Source organism: Stieleria neptunia, assembly GCF_007754155.1.
GTDB lineage: Bacteria > Planctomycetota > Planctomycetia > Pirellulales > Pirellulaceae > Stieleria > Stieleria neptunia.
In genome coordinates, this window is the sequence record NZ_CP037423.1 from 9,812,051 (window position 1) to 9,835,557 (window position 23,507).

General features: G+C 59.0%; 16 protein-coding genes and 1 pseudogene. 7 read left to right on the top strand and 10 right to left on the bottom strand.

Going from position 1 to position 23,507, the window contains the following annotated elements; genetic code table 11:
• The first annotated feature begins 1 nt into the window (after position 1).
• The 4 genes and pseudogenes from Enr13x_RS34035 (at position 2) to Enr13x_RS34045 (ending at position 5,599) form a co-directional block, all read left to right on the top strand.
• Positions 2 to 1,195, top strand: coding sequence for an Ig-like domain-containing protein (locus tag Enr13x_RS34035; protein ID WP_145391355.1), 1,194 nt, complete (start codon positions 2 to 4; stop codon positions 1,193 to 1,195).
• Between the two features lie 70 nt (positions 1,196 to 1,265).
• Positions 1,266 to 1,457, top strand: a pseudogene (locus Enr13x_RS39955) (double zinc ribbon domain-containing protein); the annotation flags it as partial.
• Positions 1,458 to 1,508: 51 nt separating this feature from the next.
• The gene (pilM, locus tag Enr13x_RS34040) at positions 1,509 to 3,449 is read left to right on the top strand and encodes a pilus assembly protein PilM (protein WP_197455558.1); all 1,941 of its coding nucleotides are present in this window, start codon (positions 1,509 to 1,511) and stop codon (positions 3,447 to 3,449) included.
• The gene (locus Enr13x_RS34045) at positions 3,446 to 5,599 is read left to right on the top strand and encodes a DUF1559 family PulG-like putative transporter (protein ID WP_197455559.1); all 2,154 of its coding nucleotides are present in this window, start codon (positions 3,446 to 3,448) and stop codon (positions 5,597 to 5,599) included. The genes pilM and Enr13x_RS34045 overlap by 4 nt, the downstream gene beginning before the upstream one ends.
• Before the next feature lie 72 nt (positions 5,600 to 5,671).
• Here the strand turns inward: Enr13x_RS34045 and Enr13x_RS34050 are convergent, their stop codons facing one another.
• The 4 genes from Enr13x_RS34050 to Enr13x_RS34065 form a co-directional block, all read right to left on the bottom strand.
• Entirely contained in the window at positions 5,672 to 7,540 is a 1,869-nt protein-coding gene (locus Enr13x_RS34050; protein WP_145391358.1) for a tetratricopeptide repeat protein, read from the bottom strand.
• Positions 7,541 to 7,715: 175 nt separating this feature from the next.
• The gene (cydB, locus tag Enr13x_RS34055; RefSeq protein ID WP_145391359.1) at positions 7,716 to 8,744 is read right to left on the bottom strand and encodes a cytochrome d ubiquinol oxidase subunit II; all 1,029 of its coding nucleotides are present in this window, start codon (positions 8,742 to 8,744) and stop codon (positions 7,716 to 7,718) included.
• Positions 8,744 to 10,216, bottom strand: coding sequence for a cytochrome ubiquinol oxidase subunit I (locus tag Enr13x_RS34060; RefSeq protein ID WP_145392847.1), 1,473 nt, complete (start codon positions 10,214 to 10,216; stop codon positions 8,744 to 8,746). Before Enr13x_RS34060 ends, cydB begins: the two co-directional genes overlap by 1 nt.
• Before the next feature lie 786 nt (positions 10,217 to 11,002).
• On the bottom strand, positions 11,003 to 12,043 hold the full coding sequence (locus tag Enr13x_RS34065) for a hypothetical protein (RefSeq protein ID WP_145391360.1): 1,041 nt from the start codon (positions 12,041 to 12,043) through the stop codon (positions 11,003 to 11,005).
• A gap of 123 nt (positions 12,044 to 12,166) precedes the next feature.
• Here Enr13x_RS34065 and Enr13x_RS34070 point away from each other — a divergent pair, with 123 nt between their 5' ends.
• The gene (locus tag Enr13x_RS34070; RefSeq protein WP_145391361.1) at positions 12,167 to 13,141 is read left to right on the top strand and encodes a hypothetical protein; all 975 of its coding nucleotides are present in this window, start codon (positions 12,167 to 12,169) and stop codon (positions 13,139 to 13,141) included.
• Positions 13,142 to 13,218: 77 nt separating this feature from the next.
• Here Enr13x_RS34070 and Enr13x_RS34075 read toward each other — a convergent pair whose 3' ends face one another.
• The 6 genes from Enr13x_RS34075 to Enr13x_RS34100 all read right to left on the bottom strand — a co-directional run bounded on the left by Enr13x_RS34075 (position 13,219) and on the right by Enr13x_RS34100 (position 20,777).
• Positions 13,219 to 14,313 (bottom strand): dihydrodipicolinate synthase family protein, encoded by a 1,095-nt coding sequence (locus Enr13x_RS34075; protein ID WP_231743945.1) that lies wholly within the window; start codon positions 14,311 to 14,313, stop codon positions 13,219 to 13,221.
• Positions 14,300 to 15,346, bottom strand: coding sequence for an NAD-dependent epimerase/dehydratase family protein (locus Enr13x_RS34080; protein WP_145391362.1), 1,047 nt, complete (start codon positions 15,344 to 15,346; stop codon positions 14,300 to 14,302). The genes Enr13x_RS34075 and Enr13x_RS34080 overlap by 14 nt, the downstream gene beginning before the upstream one ends.
• 170 nt (positions 15,347 to 15,516) lie before the next feature.
• Positions 15,517 to 16,530: a serine/threonine protein kinase gene (locus tag Enr13x_RS34085; protein WP_145391363.1), complete on the bottom strand. Its 1,014-nt coding sequence runs from the start codon at positions 16,528 to 16,530 to the stop codon at positions 15,517 to 15,519.
• Positions 16,530 to 16,844, bottom strand: coding sequence for a 50S ribosomal protein L21 (rplU, locus tag Enr13x_RS34090; RefSeq protein WP_095739853.1), 315 nt, complete (start codon positions 16,842 to 16,844; stop codon positions 16,530 to 16,532). The genes Enr13x_RS34085 and rplU overlap by 1 nt, the downstream gene beginning before the upstream one ends.
• A 139-nt stretch (positions 16,845 to 16,983) precedes the next feature.
• The gene (locus Enr13x_RS34095; protein WP_145391364.1) at positions 16,984 to 18,399 is read right to left on the bottom strand and encodes a DUF1501 domain-containing protein; all 1,416 of its coding nucleotides are present in this window, start codon (positions 18,397 to 18,399) and stop codon (positions 16,984 to 16,986) included.
• Positions 18,399 to 20,777, bottom strand: coding sequence for a PSD1 and planctomycete cytochrome C domain-containing protein (locus Enr13x_RS34100; RefSeq protein ID WP_145391365.1), 2,379 nt, complete (start codon positions 20,775 to 20,777; stop codon positions 18,399 to 18,401). The genes Enr13x_RS34095 and Enr13x_RS34100 overlap by 1 nt, the downstream gene beginning before the upstream one ends.
• A gap of 254 nt (positions 20,778 to 21,031) precedes the next feature.
• On the opposite strand from Enr13x_RS34100, the gene pgi reads away from it, so the two are divergent.
• Both pgi and Enr13x_RS34110 read left to right on the top strand, forming a co-directional pair.
• The gene (pgi, locus tag Enr13x_RS34105; RefSeq protein ID WP_231743946.1) at positions 21,032 to 22,666 is read left to right on the top strand and encodes a glucose-6-phosphate isomerase; all 1,635 of its coding nucleotides are present in this window, start codon (positions 21,032 to 21,034) and stop codon (positions 22,664 to 22,666) included.
• 136 nt (positions 22,667 to 22,802) lie between these two features.
• Positions 22,803 to 23,378: an REP-associated tyrosine transposase gene (locus tag Enr13x_RS34110; protein ID WP_145391366.1), complete on the top strand. Its 576-nt coding sequence runs from the start codon at positions 22,803 to 22,805 to the stop codon at positions 23,376 to 23,378.
• The last annotated feature ends 129 nt before the right edge of the window (positions 23,379 to 23,507 follow it).

The following is a 23,507-nucleotide window of genomic DNA, read 5'->3' on the forward strand; positions in this document are numbered from 1 at the left end:
CGTGCATCTCAATCAATTCACTAAACGGCTGATCTTCTTTGGCGTAGCCGTCATCGGATTCGCGTCGTTCACCTTCGCGCTCAGCCAAGCCGTCAGCTACAAGCCGTGGGGCGTCCCCGACAGTCGCCGGGATGACTATGACCGGCTCGTCGCCGAGCTGGACGATCAGGCTGAACTGCGCGACACCTACGCAGCCAGGGCCAAGCCGATGGCACGGGCTTGGCCCTCACAGCATGACTTCGGCTGGGTTCGGCCGGGTGAAGTCCTGCGACAGGTGTTTCGGATCGAGAACGCGGGTGATCAGGAGCTACAGGTAAAAGTACGGAACACCAGTTCCGATCGCGTGACGGCCGAATTGACCAATGAATTGCTGGCACCTGGCGAAGTGGCTCAATGCACCGTGGAGATGACGGCGGCGGCAGAGCCGATGACAAGACCTGCCCGTGAGACAGTAACGCTGACGACCAACGATCCATTCAACAGAACGTTGACGCTTGCCGTTCAAAGTCAACAAAGAAAAGAGCTGGTGTTTCCATCACAAATCGGATTCGAAAGCCATGACATCGGTCGGGCGGCGATGGCCGAGTGTCTGGTGTACAGCCAGCTGGGCCATGACTTGAAAATTCTCGACGTCTCGTGTGACAACTTTGATGTGGAGTGGGTTGCGGTCCCTGAACAGTCGGCGATCGAACAACTCGAGGGGAAGTCCGCGACGGTTGCCAAGCGTCTGACCATCGAGATCGAATCAAACGACTACGGCAGCTATACCGGCGTGTTCGATCTCGCTCTCGAGCTGGACGGTGTCGCCAAACAAGTTCAGATCGAATTCGGGGGTCGCGTTCGACCGCCGATCGGATTCTATGGACCGATCGTGGACCGGCGTACCGGAATCGATTTCGGGACCGTTGATAGCAGAGAGCAACATGACTTGTACGTGGTCGTCCGTTCGCGGGCGGATCGATCGCGAAAAATCGCCGTCTTGGATGTTGAACCGAAGGAGTTGCAGGCGGAACTCGAACCCCTGGAGACGGAGGGAAGTTATCGACTTCGCATCTCGATCCCCAAGGACTGTCCGTACCGGCGTTTCAATTTGGCAGAGCAGCACGGATACGTTCAGATCGGTGACCCTGAGATGAAGTCGTATTCCAATTGGTTGCCCGTGTACGGGGTCGTGGGGCGATTTGAATCCGAGTGAGACCGTTTGACTGACGAACGTCGGCAGCCGGGTTGTTACTTTCAGTACTGATTTTTCTTGATAGTGCGATATGTCCATCTCTCCATCTTCCGGTGAAATCGCTTCGTCCCCTCCGTCATCGGTGCAATCCGGGAAGATCACGTGCGGGGCTTGCAAGGCAACGAACCCGGTGGGCGGGCAGTTTTGTGCCGGCTGCGGTCATGCTTTGTATGAGCCCTGCGCTCAATGCAACAAGCCGGTTCTGCTTGAGCAGTCGTTTTGCGGTCATTGCGGTTGTGATCTTGTCGCGTCGATCTCGAATCGAAAGAACAGCTTGGAAGGGAAGATCGCCGATGCGATCAACGCCGCAAAAGAACGTGATTTCGACAAGTCGAAGGGGATTCTGGCAGTCGTCACCCGCGAGAAGGACTATCGATTCAAGGAGGTGATTGCCCACGCCAAAACGGCACAACAAAAAATTGATCTGATCGCCGAACAAGAGTGCGGGTCCGCTTCGGAACGCATTGCAGCGGCCCAGCAGGCGTACGACGTAGGCGATTCGGCTCGCGTCGTCGAACTCCTCAGCTCGTTGTCGTCAAAACTGCTGACGCCGGAAGCGAAGAGCCAGCTGCAGCGATCGACGACGCTGCTGGAACAACTTAAGACAGCGGAACAATCACTACACGAGGCGTTTCAGAAACGCGACTGGACCACATCGGGAGTCGTTCTGGATCAATTGCTGGAACTTCAACCGGATGATCCGTCGGTCGCAAAACTGGCCCAGAAGGTGGGCAAGAAACTGATCGCAAAAGCCACCACACTTCGCCAGACGCATAAGTACGCGGCGGCTGCGGAGGTGCTGGACTGTGTCCCGGCAATTGCCCGGGGACAGGAATACCTAAACCTGAACGAGACCGTCCAACGAGTGGTCTGGCTCGCGAACCAGTTCAATGGCGAACCGTTTGCGACGCCGACATTGGGAAGGATTGCCAAACAGTGGCTGGCAGAATCCGATGGTGATCCGCGTGCCCGCAAGATGATCGAACGCATCAGCGGGCGAATCAAGGGTCCCAAGTCCACCTCTCGCGATCTTTTTGCTTGCCTGGACGCAACGGAACGGAGTTGGGTCGGCGGACCGCTGGGGGTCTTGGCATTTCCAAAGAGCATCGATTTCGGCGATCACGCCGCGTTTCGATCGTCCGCGGGCCAGTTCAACGTCGCACTCGGCCTCGCACTACAAGGTCTCGGGCTAGGACTTGTCAAAGAAGACTTTTCACCCAAGAAAGGGTTGCTCAAACGACTCGGGCGAAAGAAGGCGGATCGATGTTGGGGACTGGATCTCGGTGCAACGGGCATCAAAGCCGTTTGTCTGGAGTCGGATGGTGACGAGCGGCCAAAACTGGTGGAATGCCATAAGCTGGCGATTGAGACTCCGCTGACGCGGAGCACCGACGATTCCAAGCTCGATCAACAGATTCGCACGACAATGGAAACTTTTCTGCAAGAGCATGAGATTGAAGGAACGCCCGTTTGGGTCAGCTTTCCGGCACGCGAATTGGTTTCCCGTTTCGTCAAATTGCCCCCCGTCGCCGACAAGCAGGTCAAAACACTTTTCGAGAAAGAAGTGGAGTCACGGATCCCGCTTCCGATGGACGAAGTCGCCTGTGTCAACTGGATCGGGCCCTTCCCCGACGATCAGCTGACCGCGATCGGTCGCCCCGCTTTTGTCTCAGCGGCCAAGAAACAATTTGTGGATCGGTATCTAGAGAACCTTGGCCTTGCCGGGCTGAATGTCAGCGGTCTGCAGGCAACGCCGATCGCCCTCTTGAATTTTGCGGCAGTTGAGTTCGCCGATCTGATCGCGCTCGATCGAGAAGATGACGATGATTTGGAATTGAAACTGCCAACGGTCAGTTTGTTTGACTGTGGTGCCGAAACGACCACCGCACTCTTGCTCAGCGGTGCGTCGTGTTGGTTCTGGTCATTCGAATCCGGCGGAAACGAATTCACACGGCTGGTCAGTCGAGCGACGAAAACGACACATGGTGAAGCTGAAAAACTGAAACGCAATCCGGCATCACTTCAGCACCCCGAATCGCAATTCGAGATGGTGGAACAACGCATTGAAGAAATGCATGGCAGACTCCGAAAAATCACATCCGATACGATCGCCGGTCACGATGAAATTGACGTCAAACAGTCTTGGTGCTGTGGCGGCGGAGTCCTCACCCATGGCTGGATCAAACGAATCTTATGCGACCGCAAAGACAAATGATGATGAATTTCCAACGTGACCGACGTTTCTCACTGATCGCAACGCACTTGTCGATCTTGATCGCTTGCTGTGTGTCAGGATGTGGCGAAAGCCAGCAAGATCTGTTCATGAAACATGCCCAACGTGATCGGGGGACTTCAACGAAGGACGAGGCCAAGGCGCCCAAGGCGACGCCCGACGCAAAAGCCAAGCCGCCAACGCACCAAGTTGTTTCGAAGCAAAGTCCAAAAGTCGTTGACACCAGTGTTTCGGTCTCGCCAGCCGTCCCGCTCGACACGCCGTCGACGGCGACGGACGATCCGTCGGACACCCAAAGCTTGGAAGAAATCGTCGGCATCACGCCGATTTCCCGCCGCAAACCGGAAACAGAACTGACCGTCGCCCAGCGACGACGTCGTGCCTTTGAAAACCTGCAAAAAATCAACGACGCGCTGCTTGCCTACCAGGACAAAAACCAACGCTACCCTCGAACCTATCACCAGAATGCGGGAGGTGTCCCGACGCTGTCGTGGAGGGTCGAGTTGCTACCGTACCTCGGATACGAAGAGCTTTACAAACGCTTTGATTTTGATCGCGCCTGGAACATGCAGCCCAACAAGGACCTGCTGCAATTCATCCCGGATGAATACGTTTCACCAGAACGCTTTGATGAAAAAACAAACTTCGTCTTGCCCGCCAGCCCCCCTTTTATTTTCGGAGAAAACCGCAGCATCTCCCAATCAATGATCGATGACGGTCCTGAAAACACGATCATGCTTCTGGAGATCAACGACGCGCACGCGGTCAATTGGACCGAACCAAAGGATTTCCTGCCCAAATCGACGATGCAGATGTCGCCGTACGTCGGCAAGTTACGCGTCGACGGCACCTTCGCTCTGTGGGCCAACGGTTTCCCAGTGCTCTTGGAAAAAAGTCTGAATGATCAGCAGCTCTTCCGCGCCATGAGCTACGAAAAAAGCGACGGACTACGTGCCAGGGATATTCACCGCGCGATCACCGTGGAAGAGTTTGAGGAAGATCCAGACCTGGACGACTCGCTTTCCGATCAAGATTTACAGCCCCAAGTCGCTGAAGCCGAGAGGGTTCCGGTCGGTGCGGATCTGCCGACAATGATCGACGATGTTACCATCGCCCGTGAACCCGTTCCGTCGGCGGTCCAATTAGGCGAAGCACAGGAAAAACTTCGGCGGATTTATAGCGATCAACTTGCCAAGGCGACGAAACCGGATCAGAAGGGAAAGCTTGCTGCCGAACTGATTGACACTGCAGCGGGCATGGATGCGGATCCCGCCGGAGCATTCGTTTTGCAGCGTGCGGCACTACGACTGGCGATCGAAGCAGCTGACGGCGACACCCTAATCGATGCCATTGACCAACGGGTCGCACGCTTCGAAGTCGACTCGTTTCGAGAAAATCTGAAATGGATTCAGGCTTTCGGCGAAGAGACCGCCAGTCGTGACGCAAGTACCGTCGACGGCGATGGCATGCTGAAGCGGGCCCTACCGGTGATCTACGCGGGCATTCGAGAGAACGAGTACATGTTCGCCAGTTCGGTCGCTCGGATCGCGAATCGATTTGCCGGAAACAATCGCGAAGACCAAATCTCTCGCTTGTTGACGCGGCTGAGGACACAACTCGGATCGGCCAAGCGGGAATACGAACAATCCGTCGATGACTTGCATCGGTTTCGGATCAACCCGGATGACGTCGCCGCAGGTGCCGCGTTCGGAAGCTTCCTGTGCTTCATCAAGGGCGACTGGAAAACCGGATTGCCCTTGGTCGCCGAGGGCAAAGGCGGCGATCTGGTCGAGGTTGCCAGAATGGACCTTCGCGGGGCGTCACGGACGACCGACCAAATCGCGATCGCCGACGCCTGGTGGGAACTCAGCCGTCGCGGCTCGGGCGCCTACCGCCAGGGCGCCGAGGATCGCGCCGTGATGTGGTACTCCCAGGCACTCGGTCGGCTCCCCGCATCACTCGATCGGATTCACGTCGAAAACCGATTGAAAGAAGCGGATGAAACCGATGGACGGAGCCCCATCGCGCTGTGTGTGCAGCTTGCCGATGAGCTGGGAGTTGATCTCAGTCAAAGCCTGACGTCCATCGCCGTCAAAGGCGGACGAGCGGCTCGGCACAACGAGGATGATTAAGTGGGGTAAGCTTCCAGCTTGCCGTCTCGTTTCACTCGTGAAACGCAGGCGGGGAGCTTACGCCACTTCCTTTTATCTCGGGGGCGACTCGACGCTGCGAAGCTCTGTCACGACCTTCAAATTCTGGCGAGCGATTGCGTGATCGGGATTCAAAGCCAACGCATCGCGATAATGACCAACCGCGCTCTCATAGTTACCCGCTCGTGCGTCTAAATTGCCGAGGTTGGAGTGGACATCCGGATTCTCCGGCCACAGTTCAAGAGAGATCTCAAGATGTTTTCTCGCTTCATCGCGGTCACGCAATGCCAACATTCCGCCCAGGTTATTGTGCGCCTCCGCATAGTCCGGATTCAGTTCCACGGCTTTGCGAAAGCACAGTTCTGCACGTCCGACATCAACGCGCCGCAGCAGATTCCCCAGGTTCAGGTAGGCTTCGGCGAACGCAGGGTCGGTTGCAATCACTTTCTCAAATAAGTCGATCGCGTCGCGGGTCCGGCCAAGTTTTGCCAGGCACAAGGCGAGGTTGTTTCTTGTTTGCACGGACGGAGACCCTTCATTGACCGCCGCTTCGGCATGCCCCAACGCGACGCGATAGTCCCCTTCGATGATCGCGATCGCCGCCAGATTCGAGTGCGCCAAATGATTGTCCGGATGCACGCTTAAGACGTGCCCCAATAGCGTTTTCGAATCTCGCCAATGATTTGTTTGAATGATCGACAAGACGCACAAAACGACGGTGATCGCGACGCCAAACGCAACGGCTTTCTGCCTTGAAATCGCAAGTCGATCAGCTGCCAAGATGCATGCCGAACCCAGGAGCAGGAAGATGCCGATGCTCGGGACGTAGGTGTAGCGATCCGCCATCCACTGAATGCCGATCGGAACGATTCCCGATGTGGGAAACAGTGTCCCGAGAAACCAGAACCAGCCGACAAAAACCAGCGGAGTGCGCGTCAATTGACGGCAAGCGTAGATCGAGACCCCGATCAGGGCGACGGAGGACAACAGTGCGGCCCAAAGAGGAATGCCGGCAGCCGGCGGCAGTTGTGCCACCGTCAAGTTCAACGGCATCACCAGCTGCCATAAGTACAACACATAAACGCAGGGGATCTGCAACAGCCGATCTGTGAGTGAGACATGATCCAAAGACGCAACCGCCCCCGCACTACTTTGGGCCGCATGGGCAATCAAAGAGAACACGGCGGTTAGGGCGAACAGCGGCGACTTTTCGATCACGCTGCGAGCCATGCCGATCATTTCTCGGCCGCCCAAGGCGTTACGATCAAGCAAAACGTCGTCGATCGCATCATGTTGATGCGGACCATCATCCGATCGAGTGAGCCGAAGTCGTCGCAGCGGCCATCGATCAAGCAACATCATTGCGAACGGGAACGTTAGCAGCGACGGCTTGGACATCAGCCCCGCCAACATGCACAAACACACCACGCCCATCCGTCGCTGACTCGGCTTGCGCGCGTAGTTGCCGTAAGCGAGCATCCCGAGCATCCAGAACAGCGTGCTGAGCGTACCCTTGCGTTCCGCGATCCACGCCACCGACTCCACGTTCAGCGGGTGGACACAAAACAACACCGCGACCGCTGTCGCCAACGCGTCTCGCAGTCCCAACGTCTTGAGCGCGACGAACAAGATGACGACCGAAAGGGTGTGCAAGATCACATTGGTCAAATGAAACCCGAACGGACCATTTCCATACAGCTGCGAATCCAGCTGAAACGACCACCACACCAGCGGATGCCAATTCCCCATCCGCGTCGTCGTCAACGCCCAACTCATGTCGGCCGGGTTGATCCCATTTTGGACGTTCGGATTGCGGCTGACGTATTCTGCGTCGTCCAACGCTACAAACTCGAATCCCATCGTTTGTACGTAGACGACCAGGGACAACGCGATCAGGCAGGTGGGGATGGTGTAGCGGTTCAAGGTCGGGGTTGATTTGGGCTGAGGCTTGTTTGTGTCCCCCCTGGACAGACTCGAGCTTTGGACGCTCTGTACAAATGAGGGGAATCAATCGGCGCCACCTAAAAACCCCATCGCGGAAAAACGGTCAAGCCACACCGCGACGATTCACCGAACCTTCACATTCCAGTCACCCGATTCAATAGCTGTTCGAATCCAGCTGCACCTTGCCGCGAAAGATCCAGTAGATCGTGATCGTGTAACTGGCCACGCAGGGCATGCCGATCATCGCGATCCACAGCATCGTGATCAACGTCTGGTGGCTGCTGCGGGCGTTTTCCAGCGTCACGCTGTAGGCCGGATCGATCGTCGAAAGCATGAAATTGGGGAAAATCGCGACGCTGAACAGGGACGCCAGCGCGGCGATGATCATCGACGACGTAAAAAACGCGTAGCCCGGTTTCCCCAAGTGCATCGCCCGCGGAATGTTCAACACCGCCAATGCGTTGAGCACCGGAACGATCCACAACCAAGGATGCCGCGTCAGCGTTTCGGTCGCATGCGGCACGTGTAACCAAGTGGCGAACGTGACCACGCCATACAAAGCCGCAAAACAATAAAACAGTGGCAAAATCCGCTGCCGCACCCGCTGCTGTAACTCGTCTTCCGTCTTGAGGTACAGATAGATCGCCCCGTGCAGCGCGAACAATGACACGGTGAGCGCGCCGACGAGCAACGGATACCAGTACAACTGGTCCAGCAATCCGCCCTCGTACCGGAACATCGGGCCGACTTGCATGCCGGCCATCACGTTCCCACCGGCGATTCCCAGCAGCGCCGCCGCGGTGATCGAGGAGAGAAAAAATCCCGCGTCCCAAAATCGTCGCCAAGCCGGCGAGTGCACCTTGGAACGGAATTCCAAACTGACCGCGCGGCCGATCAAACACGTCAACAACAAATGAAACGCGGCGTAAAAACTGCTGAACACGGTGGCGTAGGCGTTGGGGAACGCGGCGAACAATGCCCCGCCAAACGTCACCAACCAGACTTCATTGCCGTCCCACAGCGGTCCGATGGAGTTCATCACCAATCGCCGCTCGCGATCGTCCTTGGCGATAAACGGATGCAGAATCCCAACCCCCAGATCGAACCCGTCCAGGATCGCGTACCCGGTCAGCAAGACGCCGAGTAGGAAAAACCAGACCAAGGTGATTGTGTCGTAGCTCATCAGCCATCCTCATCCATCAGTCCGCCGCCACGACCTGTGCCACCGTGGCTGATTTGATCCGACAGTTTCGACGCGCCGCGAGTCCGTTTATGCGATTCAAGTTCCTCCATGCTCTCCGGACCGTGTTGGATCTTGTGGTTGAGCACAAAGATCCAGACCGCGAACAACAGCGAATAAATGACGGCGAACAACACGATCGAACTGAGCACTTGCTCGGCCGTCACCGATTCGCTCAGCCCGTCCTTGGTTCTTAATCCCATCATCGCGACACCGTTCTGAACGGACGGATGCACGATCCACGGCTGCCGTCCGACTTCGGCGGTGATCCAACCGGCTTGGTTGGCCGTCATCGCCGCCAGCGGCATCAGCACGATCGACCACATCAACCAGCGATGGTTTTGATAGGTTCGTTTGTACCAAAACCAACACGCCAGCGCCGCGAGCACGATCATCATCGTGCCCAGACCGACCATCAAGTGGAACATCTGAAACGGCAACCACACCGGCGGGCGATCGGACTCGGGAATTTGGTCCATACCGGGAACCGGTTTGCCGGGATCGTTGTAGACCATCAAGCTCAGCAACCAGGGCACGCGGATGCCGAAGTGCACGGTTTCGTTTTCGGCATCCGGCCAGCCGAACAGGTACAGGCCCGTCGGCTGGTCGGTCGTTTCAAAATGTGCCTCCATCGCGGCCAGCTTGGCCGGCTGGGTTTCGATCAATTTCTGGGCCGAGTCGTGTCCGGACAAGGCGGCCAGCAAGGTGAACGCCAACGCGCTGGGCAGGGCGATCGAAAGGCAACGCCGTGCGACGTCTTCATGACGCTGCTTCAACAAATAAAACGAACACACCGAAGCGACGAAGAAGGCGCCCAACACCAGCGCACCGATCACGGTGTGCGTCAATCGATCCACCGACGACGGATTGAAGACCATCGCCCAAAAATCTGTCACCTCGGCGCGGGGAATGCTTTGGCCCTGGATCTCCTGCCAAACGATGTGATAACCCGCCGGCGTCTGTTGCCAACTGTTGGCGATCACGATCCAAACGGCGCTAAAGACCGATCCCAGAAACACCATCAAGGTGCTGAAAAGATGCATCTTCGGGCCGACGCGGTCCCAACCGAACACCAGAACCGCCAGAAAGCCGCTCTCCAAAAAGAACGCAAAGATGCCCTCGGCGGCCAGCGCGGACCCGAACACGTCGCCGACGAATCGCGAGTACGCCGCCCAGTTGGTCCCAAATTCGAACTCCATCACAATCCCGGTCGCCACGCCCATCGCAAAGTTGACGGCGAACACGCGGGTCCAAAATCGCGCCGCCGATTCCCACGCCGGATGCCCCGTGCGGACAGACGCCAACTCGCACAGGAACAGCTGCAGCCCCAAACCGATCGAAAGCGGTGGGAACAAATAGTGGAACATGATCGTTCCGGCAAACTGCAGCCGACTGAGAAGCTCGACGTCCATCATGATGGTTTTCTCAAACATGAGAAGGATTGCGACGCTGAATTCTAGGCCTGGGCACTCACCACGTGCAGCCGGTCAATTGTCGCACGCCGCCGCCGGACGGCTCGCGCCGTTCCGCTCACATCATCCGTTATTTGTGAGCGGCAGGGCGCAAGCCCAATACCGCTCAATCGAGAAGCGAAAATGAAACACCATGGCTCCCCTCTCCCCCGATTCCTGACGAGCCTAAGCGAGTCAGGAATGGGGGAGAGGGGCTGGGGGTGAGGGGGATTTATTCTGTGCGCCATTGCTGGATGACGGCAACGTTACGTTCTCGAACCCCGGTTGGATCTGGCGATATGTCGTACTCTGGAATGCGAACTACATCAAATCGACTCAGCAGAAATCGACGGTGCATCGCCCATCGGCTACGCACTTCGAAACTATCCTCCGGTGCAACCACGATCACGCGGCATCAGCTAAACCGAGTTTTCAAATTCAGTCGATCGGCCGCGCTGATCACGAGCAAACTCGGTGGCGTTGTGATTTCATCGTCTTTCGTCGTGCGGATCCCCCCTCACCCCCTGCCCCTCTCCCCCAAACAAGCCTCTGCTCGTCGCAACGTTTTCGCGTTCTAAAATCACTTGACGCGCATGATCGATCCGAATCGACCACGAGGCTTGTTTGGGGGAGAGGGGAGCCATTTTTTGGTAAGTCGCTTCTCGATTTAGCGGCAAGGCGCAAGCCCTCCGGTCCGTCAACGCGTTTCCCAACGCTGCCACCGGACGGCTCGCGCCGCATGACCTCCAGTCACTCTTGCCCCGGCAGACCCGTGACCGGCATGACGGTCGGAACCGGATCGCCCAGGTCGTGCAGCGCCTGCTCGACGGCTTCGTGTTGGACGAGCGACTTGATGAATCGTTCGCGCGTCGTGTTCTTTGCGGTCGTCCCGAGCAATTCGATGTCCCACTGGACGGTCATCCAATCGTCGGCCTGGGTCACGTGCACCTTGGATTCCATTCCTTCGTTTTGCAGGATCGCTTTCCGAATCGCCGTTGCCATCGCATCCAGTTTTGCTTGCCTGGACGCACTGACGACGAACTGGCCCGTGCTGACCGGTTCTCGCGTCGTGTCGGGAACCTCCGAGATCGCGTCGAGACGCTTGAACGTCATCACGCCGTTGTCGAACACCATTCCAAACAAATCCGAAGGCACCGAGCTACAGGCCAATTGCTGGCCGCCGCACATCTCGGTCGGACACGGACTAAATGGCAAGAACCCGACGTACCGCCAACCGTACAGACGCTTCTTGCCGCAGGCATCTTTGCTGATCACCGATTCGTAGTACCCGATCGGCACATTGGTCGCCGCGACGACAAACTTCTGCGTGCTGCCGGGGACGCTGCCGCCGGAGCCCTTGGCCGTGGGCAGGAACCCGGTTCCCGCCTTGGCCAAGTCGGCGATCGCTTGGACGCTTTCGTCAAACTGAGAATCAAGCTCTTGGTTCAGCGATGTCAGATTCCAACCATCGGTCAAGCCGACCGAGACGTTGGCCGTTCCCAGTCCGGGTCGCACGTCGATCGAATATTCTTCGGAAAAGTCCGGCAGGTATTCCAGCGAGATGGCCACGAACTCATCGCTCGGCGTCGTGGTCGATACCCTGCCTTCGGTCACCACACTGCCGCCCGGTTCAATCCGCAGGTACGGCTTGGGGCGGTAGTACCTGATTCCGGTGTCGTCAGGCCCGGGCGCCGCTCGGATTCGGACGCGCGGGGTGCAGCCCAAACTTCCTGCTGTCGCCGCCAGCAAGCCGACCGCCAACAACACGGCGGGCAAAGAATTGTGACGCATTTCTGTCTCCCATCCTTGGTACGACAAAGTAAGTTCCCACGGGGGGTGTATCGGGACTGGGGGTCCCGCGGTTCACCCGCGGCCTGCGATCACCCTGTCAGAGCGGTTGATGGGATTGGACGGATGATGCCAGCGGTAACGATCAAGCGATACGACGAACTCACACAGGATCAGTGGCGACGAGTGGTCGCGACCGCAAAACGTCACGTCAAAGCGATCACGGGTCAGTCCAGCGAAATCGGTATCGGCCGAAAATACACCGGCGGCAAACCCTTCGGATGGCAGCTTGCCATTCGCGTCTATCTGCCCCGCAAACGTCGACGCGTGGCGAAAGCGAGACGGATTCCTCCGCACTTTCAAATCCGATTAAAACGCAGCGACGGCAAATTCGACTTGCTGGTGATTCGATCGGACGTCGAGTCGCTTGCCGACTATGTACCGACCGGCGGAAGCGTCAAACTCGGAACTCATGACGCGGCCGGCGGATTCCTGCTGCGCTGGAATGGGTTCGATGGCCAAACCGAATGGGGATTCGCCACCGTCGGCCATCTGTTCGATGACACGTCCTTACGAGTCGGCTCGATCCGCGTCAATTCAACGACCCGGTTTCAATGCCGACGCTTCAAAGCGGCTGCCAAACGCGAGCACATTGATCTGGCCGTGATGGTGATCGTCGGCGAACAACAGCAGATCGAAGCGAAACTGAAACGTTGCAACTTGATCCAGACCAACAACCCGCCGGCGGTCGATCTGATGAGTATTCGCCAAGTCCACCGCGCGGCCATGCAACATCGTCGCGGCCGAACGCTGCCACCGGGCGAATCACAGGCCTTTACCGGTGAAGAGGTTTTTCCGGACGGCTTTCGATTGGGATCGCGAATCCTGGATGATTGCATTCGTGTCGGACGCTCCGCCGACGACACGTTCCGACAAGGCACTTCGGGATCGGCATGGCGGTTCGGCGATCAAGCGGCCTGCATGCAAGTCGGCGGCAAAGTGACAGAGTTCCGCGAAGGCATCGGCCAGCCCTTTGATCGTTTCCTGAACTGGATTCGATCTGCGATCGATGAATCGGCGAAGGTCGTCGCGGTTTGGTGACAGCGATGTGGGATAGGCTTCCAGCCTGTCGAGATAGCCAATGACAGGCTGGAAGCCTATCCCACGCGGGCGACAGCTCAGCGCAGCCAGGTCTTGAGGTTTCGCGACACAAATTCGTCGTCGATCAAATGCGGATAGGCATCGCACACACGATCGATCTCGTCGCGTTGGCCCGGCGAGAGTTTTTCTTTTGGATCCAGACACCGTGGGCTGGACAACAGCCCCTGGCGATACAACACCTCTTGGATGCCGGCGATACAGCCCGCGAATCCGTTGGCCGCGTCGAACAGTGCGGCGTTGCAATCGGTGACTTGCGTCGCGAGGGTCAACAATCCGCGTTGCATTTGATCGGACCCTCGGGCGCTTTTGCACGTCTGCAACAATTCAACCGCCTTTTGGGTCCAGCACGCCCAGTGGCCGAGCAAGCCGCCGACGATCTGAATTCGTTTCACGTAGTCGTTGATTCGGATTTCATAGTCGGTCAGCAGATCCAGAACGATCGCGTCGTCGTTGCCGGTGTACAGCGTGACGTCGTTTCCGCGTCGGGCCTCGGCGACCGCGCGAACCACATCCAGCGTCTTGTAGCGATCGAAAGGCGAAATCTTGATCCCGATCAAGTTCTTGATGCCGGCCAAGCGTCTCCAAAAGTCGACCGACAGAACGCGTCCGCCGACGGCGGGTTGCAGGTAAAACCCAAAAATCGGAATCTGCTCGGCGACCGCCTGACAATGCCGAATCAACTGGTCGTCGCTGGCATCCGGCAGAGCGGCCAGCGACAACAATCCGATGTGATAGCCAAGATCTCGAGCAAGCCGGGCTTCACCGATCGCCTGATCCGTCGGTCCGCAGATCCCCGCGATCAAAACGGTCTGTCGGCCGCCGGCGGTATCCAACTCACGAGCCGTTCCCGCGGCAAGCTCCAGCACGGGGCGAAGCAGATCGAGCTGGGGCTCGCGGATTTGGAACTGTGTGGTGTGAACACCGACCGCCAGACCGCCGGCACCGGCCGCGTGGTAGTAACGCGTCAGGGCGCGTTGGCTGCGGCGGTCAAAATTTCCCTCGGCATCGAGCGCCAGGGGATGTGCCGGGATCACGATGCCGCTGCGCATCGATTGCGTCACCCAGTCAGGCGGCATCGGCGCGTCGTTACCGGTTGCTTCAGAAGGCTCCATCGCGAACCTCAAAATGCGTCGGCTTGCCCAACAACGGAGCGTCCTGGCTGACCCAGTGGGCGGTCCAGCGAATCACCTGGTCCATCGGAGTCGCCGGCGCGCCCAGCAATTCGGCGCACCGGGATGCGTTGCTCAGCAGTGCGGTCTCGGATTCCTGACCGCTGAACCGGACGCTGCGGTCCATCAGCTGTCCGAACGTCTGGGCGACTTCGCGAACGGCAAAGGTTTCCAGACTGGTCAAGTTGATCGGTCGGGGCGGCGAATCGGCCAGCGGTAGGGCGCGAAGGATCAAGTCGTTCGCGTCGCCTTGCCAGATGCAATTGAAGTAGCCTTGCGTCAGGTCAATCGTCTCTCCACGAAAAACTTTCACCGCCAAATCCGTCAGCACCCCGTAGCGCAGGTCGGTCGCGTAGTTCAATCGGATCATGGCGACCGGAGTGCCATCGACGCGGGAGAAATGATCGAAGATGCGTTCGCGGCCGACCGCCGCATAGGCATACTCGCCGACCGGTGCCAAGGGATCGGATTCGATCGAGCCGCGCTGATCTGTCGGGGTAAACGGATAGACGTTTCCGGTCGAGAGCGCGACAAAGTTGGACTTCGGGTAACGCCGCATCGCACAGGCCGGCGCGATCGTGTTGACGGCCCAGGTGTGCGATGGGTTTTGCCGAGTGCCAAACTTCGATCCGACCAAGTAGACGACCGTGTCGGCGTCGGGCAATTCGTCCAACGCGTCTTGCGACAGCAGGTCGGCGGCCACGGTCTTGACTCCCCGACGATCCAGCCAGTCGCGGGCCACGGGATCGGAGAATCGGCTGACCGCAACAACCCGGGCAGCGGCCCCGGCTTGATCGATCGCGCGCTGGGCACGTGCGGCCAGGGTCGGCCCCATCTTGCCGCCGGCCCCCAAGATCACGAGGTTTCCCGACAGCGTTGCGGCCAACTCGATCAATTTCGCCGACGGCGTGATCAACAGCTCCTCGAGTTGAGCTTCGTCTTCGATGACTTCGGGAAGACCGTGGGGCGAATTCATGGGCGGTGAAATGGTGGGGCGGGTTAGGAACTCACAAGCGCGGGCATCGGCATCAAGTTAAGAAGTCACCCTCCCGTGTGCGGGAGGGTGACTTGGACTCTTGCGACTTGTGTAAACACCAATGCTACCAGGGACGTTGAACCAGGACGAGTTCCGCTTCTCCCGAAGCTCTACGAACCGGACTGTGAAACCACGACCAGACCGATGATGATCGCTGCGATCACCGCGATGGCGAGTGCCAACCGCGGCCCGCTGACGGTGTTGGACATCGGATCCAGCCGCGCTCGAATGCGTCGCACCAGCTCGTTGTGCCCGGCCTCAAACACGGGATTGTCCGGATCCCCGGCCTTCTCGCCCGAGTTGTAGCTACGTGCCGCCTCCATCATCATCGCCTGGACCTGACGGGCATTAAACGGGCGGTCGTCGGGCGACTTGGCCAATAGCTGTCCGATCACCTTGTCGATCGCTTCGGGGCAATCCACGAAGTCACGCACCGAAGGCGGCTTGCTCTTGAGATGCAGATCAAACAGCTTCGCGTAATCATCACTGAGAAAGACTTTGCGGCCGGTCAACATCTCGAACATACAGCAGCCGAGCGCGTAAAGGTCGGCCTTTCCCGAAACCGATTGCTCGCCCCGGATTTGTTCGGGCGCCATGTAGGCATGCGTCCCGACCGTGATGCCGGCGGACGTCAAGTCGCCGGCGGTCAGATCACGTGCGATCCCGAAATCCCCCAGCTTGACTTCGCCTTCGGGGGTCAAGAACAGATTGCTCGGCTTCAAGTCGCGATGGACGATGCCGATGTTGTGGGAACACTGCAACGCGCTGCAGATTTGACGGGTGATCTCGACGACCACGGTCCAGGGAAGCGGTCCGCCGAACGTCAGCAGGTCCGCAACCGTCCCGCCCGAGACCACTTCCATGGCATAAAATAGCCCTTGGTCTTCGTCGACACGGCCTCCGCCGAAGTACTGGACGATGCTCGGGTGCCGCAGCTTCTCCAGAATCATCATCTCGCGTTTGAAGCGAGCGCGAATCAGAGTGTTTTGGCTGACTTTGGGATGGAGTATCTTCAGCGCGACACTGCGCCCGGTCTCCTTTTCCGTCGCACGGTAGATCGTGCCGACGGTTCCAACACCCAGGATTTCCCCCAGCTCGTATTCGGAGAGCCGGCTGGAAGGCATCAGACGCCCGCGATGTCCGTGATCTTGACACGCGTGAACAGCTGACGGTGGCCGATGCGGCTCTTGCTGTGCTTACGCCGTCGAAACTTCTGCACGTAGATCTTCTTGCCTTGTTTCGGCCCCATCACCGAAGCGGTCACCGTGGCGCCGTCGACGGTCGGAGATCCGAGCTTCAAACCCGATTCACCTTGAACCGCAAGCACTTTCTCAAACGTCAAACTTTCACCAGCCGGCGTTTCACGGTAGTCCAGATCGACTTCCATTCCGGGCTCAACACGGTACTGACGTCCACCGTCAACAATAATGGCGTACATTTCTTGGTCTAACTTCGTCAAAATTCAATGGGTTATGCGAATTCGGGCCCCAGAGTGTATCGACCGGCATCGGCAGCGTATAGGGCTAAAAACACCAGCCCCACCAGTCTGTTCGCCCCGCCCCGCCGGATCGTTCCGATCATGCCAGCACCCCCTCCAAAACGCGGGCCCTCTCCACCCCCGTCAGTTTCATGTCCAACCCCTGAAACGGGTAACTGAAACGCTGGTGGCGGATCCCCAACAAATGCAGCATCGTGGCGTGTAAATCCCGCACGTGGGCGACATTTTCGGTCGCGTGGTACCCCAGTTCGTCGGTCGCCCCGTAGCTGATGCCCGGCTTGACGCCCCCGCCGGCCATCCACATCGAAAACCCCTTGATGTGGTGATCCCGCCCCGGTCCGCCCTTGCCCTGGTACATCGGCGTTCGGCCGAACTCGCCGCCCCAAATCACCAGCGTCTCGTCCAGCATCCCCCGCTGTTTCAAATCCTGAATCAGCGCCCACGTCGGCTGGTCGGTCAACTTGCAGCACACGTTCATGTAGCGCTGCAGATCGCCGTGGTGGTCCCAACCGCGATGGTAAAGCTGAATGAAACGCACCCCACGCTCGGCCAGCCGCCGCGCGAGCAGACAATTGCTGGCGAAGGATCCGTCGCCCGGCGTCGCGCCATACATGTCCAAAATCCGCTGCGGCTCGTCGGACATGTCCACCAGATCCGGGACCGACGTTTGCATTTGAAACGCGATCTCATAGGTCGAAAGACGCGTCTGGATCTCCGGGTCCGCATGGCGGGCAAAGCGATGCCGGTTGATCGCAGCGATCGCGTCGACGACCGCACGCTGGCCGACCTTGCCGACCCCCGCAGGCGGCTGGACGTAGTGCACGGGGACGCCGGTGCTGTTGAATTCGACACCCTGGTAGCGACTGGGCAGAAACCCGGACGACCACTGACGCGAGGCAATCGGTTGCGGATTGCGGCCGCCGACGCTGGTCATGACGACAAACCCCGGCAAGTCATCGCACTCGCTGCCCAGCCCATAGGTGACCCAAGATCCCATCGACGGACGCCCACTGATCGCGGTGCCCGTGTTCATGAAGGTGTGCGCGGGGTCATGGTTGATCTGCTCGGTGACCATCGACTTGAGGATGCACAAGTCGTCCGCCATCTTCTGATGGTAGGGCAGAAAGTCGCTGATCGTTTGCCCGCTCTCGCCGCAGCGGCGAAACGTGGTCAGCGGGCCTTGCACTTTCAACGGCTTGCCGGCGAGTTGAGCGATCGGTTGCCCGTCGGTGAACGACGCGGGCATCGGCTGGTCGTGCAGCCGCGCCAGCTCCGGTTTCTCATCAAAGGTCTCCAAGTGCGACGGCCCGCCGGCCATACACAAAAAGATCACGCGTTTGATTCGCGGCGGAAAGTGCGGTAATCCCTCAACGCCCGGCGGCAATCCCGTCGCAAGATCTGCCGACGCATCGCGAGCCAGCAAGTTCGCAAACGACGCCGCCCCCAAAGACAGGCCGCTTTTGGCGAGGAACGTTCTTCGTTTCAGTTCGTTCATTAAGGGCGATAAAGGGTTTCGTGTAAGTTGAGGACCGCCCGCGCGACGCTGGACCAGGCCGCGCGCTCGGCAGCGGACGTCTCGGCCGGCCAGGCAATCGAGACGTCCCGTGGTGTTTCCAAAAACGCGTCGCAGGCGGCCGGGTCCTTTTCAAAGCGTTTGATTTCACTCTCCAGCAAACCCGCCAGCGCAACACGTTCGGCTTGATTGGCATCGCGGCCGATCGCGATCCGCGTCGCCGTGTTGATGCGCGTCTCGATCACTGCCGGCGACGACGTCTGGTCGCTCTCCCGCAGCACCCTGGCGGCCAGCGCCTTGGCGGCGATGACGAAGGTCGGATCGTTCAACAGCGCCAATGCTTCCAGCGGTGTGTTGCTCCGCGGGCGCTCGGCCGTGCATTCCTCACGACTCGGTGCGTCGAGTGCTTTGAGCGTCGGATGCAAAAACTGACGCTGCCAATGGGTGTAAACCCCGCGCCGCCACAGCATCCGGCCCCGGTCAGGCGTGTAGATTCGCCCGGGAAAGTTCAAATGCCGATAGTAGCCACTGGGTTGATACGGCCGAACGCTGCGTCCGCCGACCTGATGATCCAGCAACCCGGCCATGTCCAACACCGCATCGCGGACGGTTTCCGCCGGCAAACGATGCCCCGATTGTGACGCGGCCAGGTCGTTGTAGGGATCCAGTTTGCGACGTGATTCCCGCATCACCACCGCCTGGCGATAGGTTTCGCTGGTGACAATTTGACGAACCGTGGCCTTGAGGTCCCAGCCGGATTCCATCAAGACGACGGCCAGATGATCCAATAAATCAGGATTCGTCGGAGGTCTGCCCTGGCCGCCGAAATCGCCGAGCGTCGGACTGATGCCGCGTCCGCTGTACAGGTACCACAACCGATTCGCAAACACACGTGCGGTCAACCCGCCGATGCCCCGCTCGACATCAAACAACCAATTTGCCAAGTCCAAACGCGTGGCCCGTGCCTCGTCCGGCAAACCGGCAAACTCACCGATCTGGCCCAAAAACTCCGGAACCGCCGGCTGCATCACGTCGCCGCTTTCGTCCAACCAATTACCGCGTGGCAGGAAACGAACCGTCCGCGGCGGTATCGCCCGGGTGACCATCGTCCGCTGCTTGCGTGCCACGATCGCATCACGCTCCTTTTGCAGCGATTTGAGTTGATCGGAATCCTTCCCTGCTTCGGCGGATTCGATCGCGGCATCCAATTCAGCCAGCCGCAGCCGATCGGTACGCCCCAAAACATCGATCTCCGGTTCCCTGCGGGTCGGCAGCGCGTTGGTGCCATTTTTAAAGTGCTTTTCTTCGTCGATGTCGGCAAAGAATGCGGCCAGCGAATAAAAGTCCTTGGACGTGTACGGGTCATACTTGTGGTCATGGCACTGCGCGCAGCCCATCGTCGCGGCCATCCAAACGGCGGAAACATTGCGCACGCGATCGGCGGCGTAAATCGCCAAGTACTCTTTCGGTTGCAGTCCACCCTCGTGTGTGGTTTGCAGCAAGCGGTTGTATCCACTGGCGATCTGTTGCTCAATCGTCGGGTTTTCCAGCAAGTCGCCGGCCAGTTGTTCACGGCTGAAACGATCCAGCGGCAGGTTGTCGTTGATCGCATCGATCACGTAGTCACGGTACGGTGCGATGTTGTGGATTTGATCGCCGTGATAGCCGACCGTGTCGGCAAAACGAACCAGATCCAACCAGTATTCGGCAAACTGTTCTCCGAACGCCGGCGACGCGAGCAACGCGTTGACACGCCGTTCATACGCATCCGGACGATCATCGGCGACGAAGGCCGCGATCTGGTCGTAGCTGGGCGGCAACCCGGTCAGATCCAGGTGCAGCCGACGAAGCTGATCGCGACGCGTCGCGCGCGGTGCGGGCTGCAGCGGACCGCGCGCCAACTCCGCCCGCACCAGAGAATCGATGACGCCCGCATCCGGCTCGACCCCGCCGGCCCCGTCGCCCGATTCCAGCGCCGCTGCCTCGGGCACCGCCACCGGCCCGGGTTGGACATAGGCCCAATAGGCTTCGTACTCCGCCCCCTGGTCAATCCAGCGCCGCAGAATCTCCAATTCCGCTTCGGTGACGCGTTTGCCGGTTTCCGGCGGCGGCATCTGAACATCGGGATCGGGATCCAAGATCCGCGCGATCAATTCACTCGCGTCGGCGCTGCCCGGTTCGATCGCCACCCCATAGGCCGCTTCGGACTGATCGAGCCGCAAATCAGCCGCACGATGCGATTCCTCCGGGCCATGACAAAAAAAGCACTTGTCGCTCAAAATCGGCCGCACGTCACGATTGAACGACAGCGGTCGCTCCGCCGCCGCAATCGCCCCCAGGGGCACAAGGACAGACAGCATGGCGAGCGAGCTGACCCGAAACGAGAAAGGCGTTGGATTCACGAGGAATTTCGCGGGGGCGGGGATTGGGGCAGGCTGGGGCACCTGCATTCTACTCGCACTGCAGCCCCCGACACAAACTTGCCGAGGATCTCAGATCTGGAGTCTCCAATGGCGAAGCCGTCGCGAAATCCCGCCGGAGTCCGTGGTCGAAAAATGCTCCCCAACCGCTAAACTGCCCGTCTGACGTCTCCACCACCCAACCCCTCGATCCGATGGCCACCACCATGCCCCAGAGTCTGACCGCACAGGACGCTTGGAAAAACTTGAACGCCCACTACGAGCAAATCAAGTCAAAGCATCTGCGAGAGCTGTTTGCCGCCGATCCGCAACGTGGCCAAACCTTCTCGCTCGAAGCCGTCGGGCTGTACTTGGATTACTCCAAAAACCGCATCGACGCCGAAACCGTTTCGTTGTTGGTCAAGCTGGCCGAGGCGGCCGGTTTGAAGGAACGGATCGAGGCGATGATGACCGGCGAAAAAATCAACACGACCGAAGACCGGGCGGTGCTGCACACGGCGCTGCGGGCGCCACGCGATGCGACGGTCCAGTTCGAAGGTCAAAACGTGGTTCCCGATGTCCACGCGGTGCTGGACAAGATGTCGGCGTTTTGTGATTCCATCACCAGCGGCCAGTGGACCGGACACACCGGCGCACCGATTCGCAACATCGTCAACGTCGGAATCGGTGGCTCGGATCTCGGGCCGGTGATGGCCTACGAAGCGCTGCGTCATTACAGCAATCGTGATCTGACGCTGCGGTTTGTCTCCAACGTCGACGGCACCGACTTTGCCGAAGCCACGCGCGATCTGGATCCGGCCGAGACCCTGTTCATCATCGCGTCAAAGACCTTCACCACCCAAGAAACGATGACCAACGCGCACACCGCGCGGACCTGGTTGCTGGAAAAGCTCGGCGCCGATGACTCGGCCGTCGCCAAACACTTCGTCGCCCTGTCGACCAACGCCGAGCAGGTCGCCGCGTTCGGCATCGACACCGACAACATGTTCGGGTTCTGGGACTGGGTCGGCGGCCGCTACTCGATGGACTCCGCGATCGGACTGTCCACGATGTTGGCCATCGGTCCGGACCAATTCCGTGAAATGCTGGGCGGATTCCACGAAATGGACCAACACTACCGAACCGCGCCGCTGGAAGCAAACCTGCCGGTGCTGCTGGGCTTGCTGACGGTCTGGTACACCGACTTCTTCGGTTCCCAGACCACCGCCGTGTTGCCCTACGATCAATACCTCAATCGCTTTCCAGCCTACCTGCAACAACTGACGATGGAAAGCAACGGCAAGTCGGTCACACTGGCCGGCGACCGTGTCGACTATGACACCAGTCCGATCTATTGGGGCGAACCGGGGACCAACGGCCAACACTCGTTCTATCAGTTGATCCATCAAGGCACACACCTGATCCCCTGCGACTTCATCGCGTTCGCCAAGTCGCTCAATCCGATCGGCGATCACCACGACAAATTGAGCGCAAACGTGTTTGCCCAAGGCGAAGCGTTGGCGATGGGCAAGACGCGTGAGGAAGTGTTGGCCGAAGGCACGTCGGAGGAACTCGCACAGCACCGTGTTTTCGAAGGCAACCGCCCCTCCAACACGCTGCTGATCGATTCGCTGACCCCGGCGGTGCTCGGCAAACTGGTCGCCCTGTATGAACACAGCGTGTTCACCCAAGGCGTGATCTGGCAAGTCAACCCGTTCGACCAGTGGGGCGTCGAACTCGGCAAGGTGCTGGCCAAAAAAATCGTCCCCGAACTCCAGTCCGCCGACGCCCCGCTCGACCACGACAGCTCCACCAACACCCTGATCCAGCGCTACCGATCGCTCAAGTAGGGCATGCTGTGCATGCCACACCGTAGGGCACGCTGTGCGTGCCACACCGTAGGGCACGCTGTGCGTGCCTTTTGTCATGCACCGCATGACCGACTCACGACTCACCATGGATCGCATGACCGACGGAGGTTGAATCATGCCGGATTACCGTCGCTTTTTTGCGCCGGGCGGAACCTATTTCTTCACCGTCGTCACCTATGAGCGACAACCAACATTCCGACGGCCGGCAGCAATTGCGTTGATCGGAAGCATGCTTCGCAGGTGTTTGATGAGGTGGCCGGTGGCGGTCAACGCAATCGTGTTGTTACCAGATCATTGGCACACGCTATGGACATTGCCGCGCGGGGATAGCGAGTACCCGAAACGCCTCGGCTGGATTAAAAAGGAATTCACGAAGCACTGGCTTTCCATCGGTGGCGACGAAGGCAGGACAACAGAAGGCAAGCGGCGGCAGCGACGGCGCGGCGTCTGGCAACCGCGTTATTGGGAGCACCTCGTCGAAGATGAAGATGATTTCCAGAACCATTTCGACTATATTCATTGGAATCCGGTCAAGCACGGGTATGTACGGTGCCCACGGGACTGGCCACACTCCAGTTTCCATCGCTGGGTCAAACAAGGAGTCTACCCGGAACATTGGGGCTGCTACACCGAAGGAATCGACCAACCTCCGTTAACCATCAAAGCCGTCAAGGAAGCCGGAGAACCGTAGGGCACGCTGTGCGTGCCACGCCGTAGGGCATGCTGTGCATGCCACGCCGTAGGGCATGCTGTGCATGCCACGCCGTAGCCTTCTGTCATGCACAGCATGACCTACACATGCGATTCCCTCTCGCCCTGC

Excerpts from the sequence above, each read along its gene's own strand:
- Enr13x_RS34045 (WP_197455559.1), top strand. The coding sequence starts at position 3,446 with ATGATGATGAATTTCCAACGTGACCGACGTTTCTCACTGATCGCAACG.
- cydB (WP_145391359.1), bottom strand. The coding sequence starts at position 8,744 with ATGAGCTACGACACAATCACCTTGGTCTGGTTTTTCCTACTCGGCGTC.
- Enr13x_RS34060 (WP_145392847.1), bottom strand. The coding sequence starts at position 10,216 with ATGATGGACGTCGAGCTTCTCAGTCGGCTGCAGTTTGCCGGAACGATC.
- Enr13x_RS34065 (WP_145391360.1), bottom strand. The coding sequence starts at position 12,043 with ATGCGTCACAATTCTTTGCCCGCCGTGTTGTTGGCGGTCGGCTTGCTG.
- Enr13x_RS34070 (WP_145391361.1), top strand. The coding sequence starts at position 12,167 with ATGATGCCAGCGGTAACGATCAAGCGATACGACGAACTCACACAGGAT.
- Enr13x_RS34075 (WP_231743945.1), bottom strand. The coding sequence starts at position 14,313 with ATGGAGCCTTCTGAAGCAACCGGTAACGACGCGCCGATGCCGCCTGAC.
- Enr13x_RS34080 (WP_145391362.1), bottom strand. The coding sequence starts at position 15,346 with ATGAATTCGCCCCACGGTCTTCCCGAAGTCATCGAAGACGAAGCTCAA.
- Enr13x_RS34085 (WP_145391363.1), bottom strand. The coding sequence starts at position 16,530 with ATGCCTTCCAGCCGGCTCTCCGAATACGAGCTGGGGGAAATCCTGGGT.
- rplU (WP_095739853.1), bottom strand. The coding sequence starts at position 16,844 with ATGTACGCCATTATTGTTGACGGTGGACGTCAGTACCGTGTTGAGCCC.
- Enr13x_RS34095 (WP_145391364.1), bottom strand. The coding sequence starts at position 18,399 with ATGAACGAACTGAAACGAAGAACGTTCCTCGCCAAAAGCGGCCTGTCT.
- Enr13x_RS34100 (WP_145391365.1), bottom strand. The coding sequence starts at position 20,777 with ATGCTGTCTGTCCTTGTGCCCCTGGGGGCGATTGCGGCGGCGGAGCGA.
- pgi (WP_231743946.1), top strand. The coding sequence starts at position 21,032 with ATGGCCACCACCATGCCCCAGAGTCTGACCGCACAGGACGCTTGGAAA.
- Enr13x_RS34110 (WP_145391366.1), top strand. The coding sequence starts at position 22,803 with ATGCCGGATTACCGTCGCTTTTTTGCGCCGGGCGGAACCTATTTCTTC.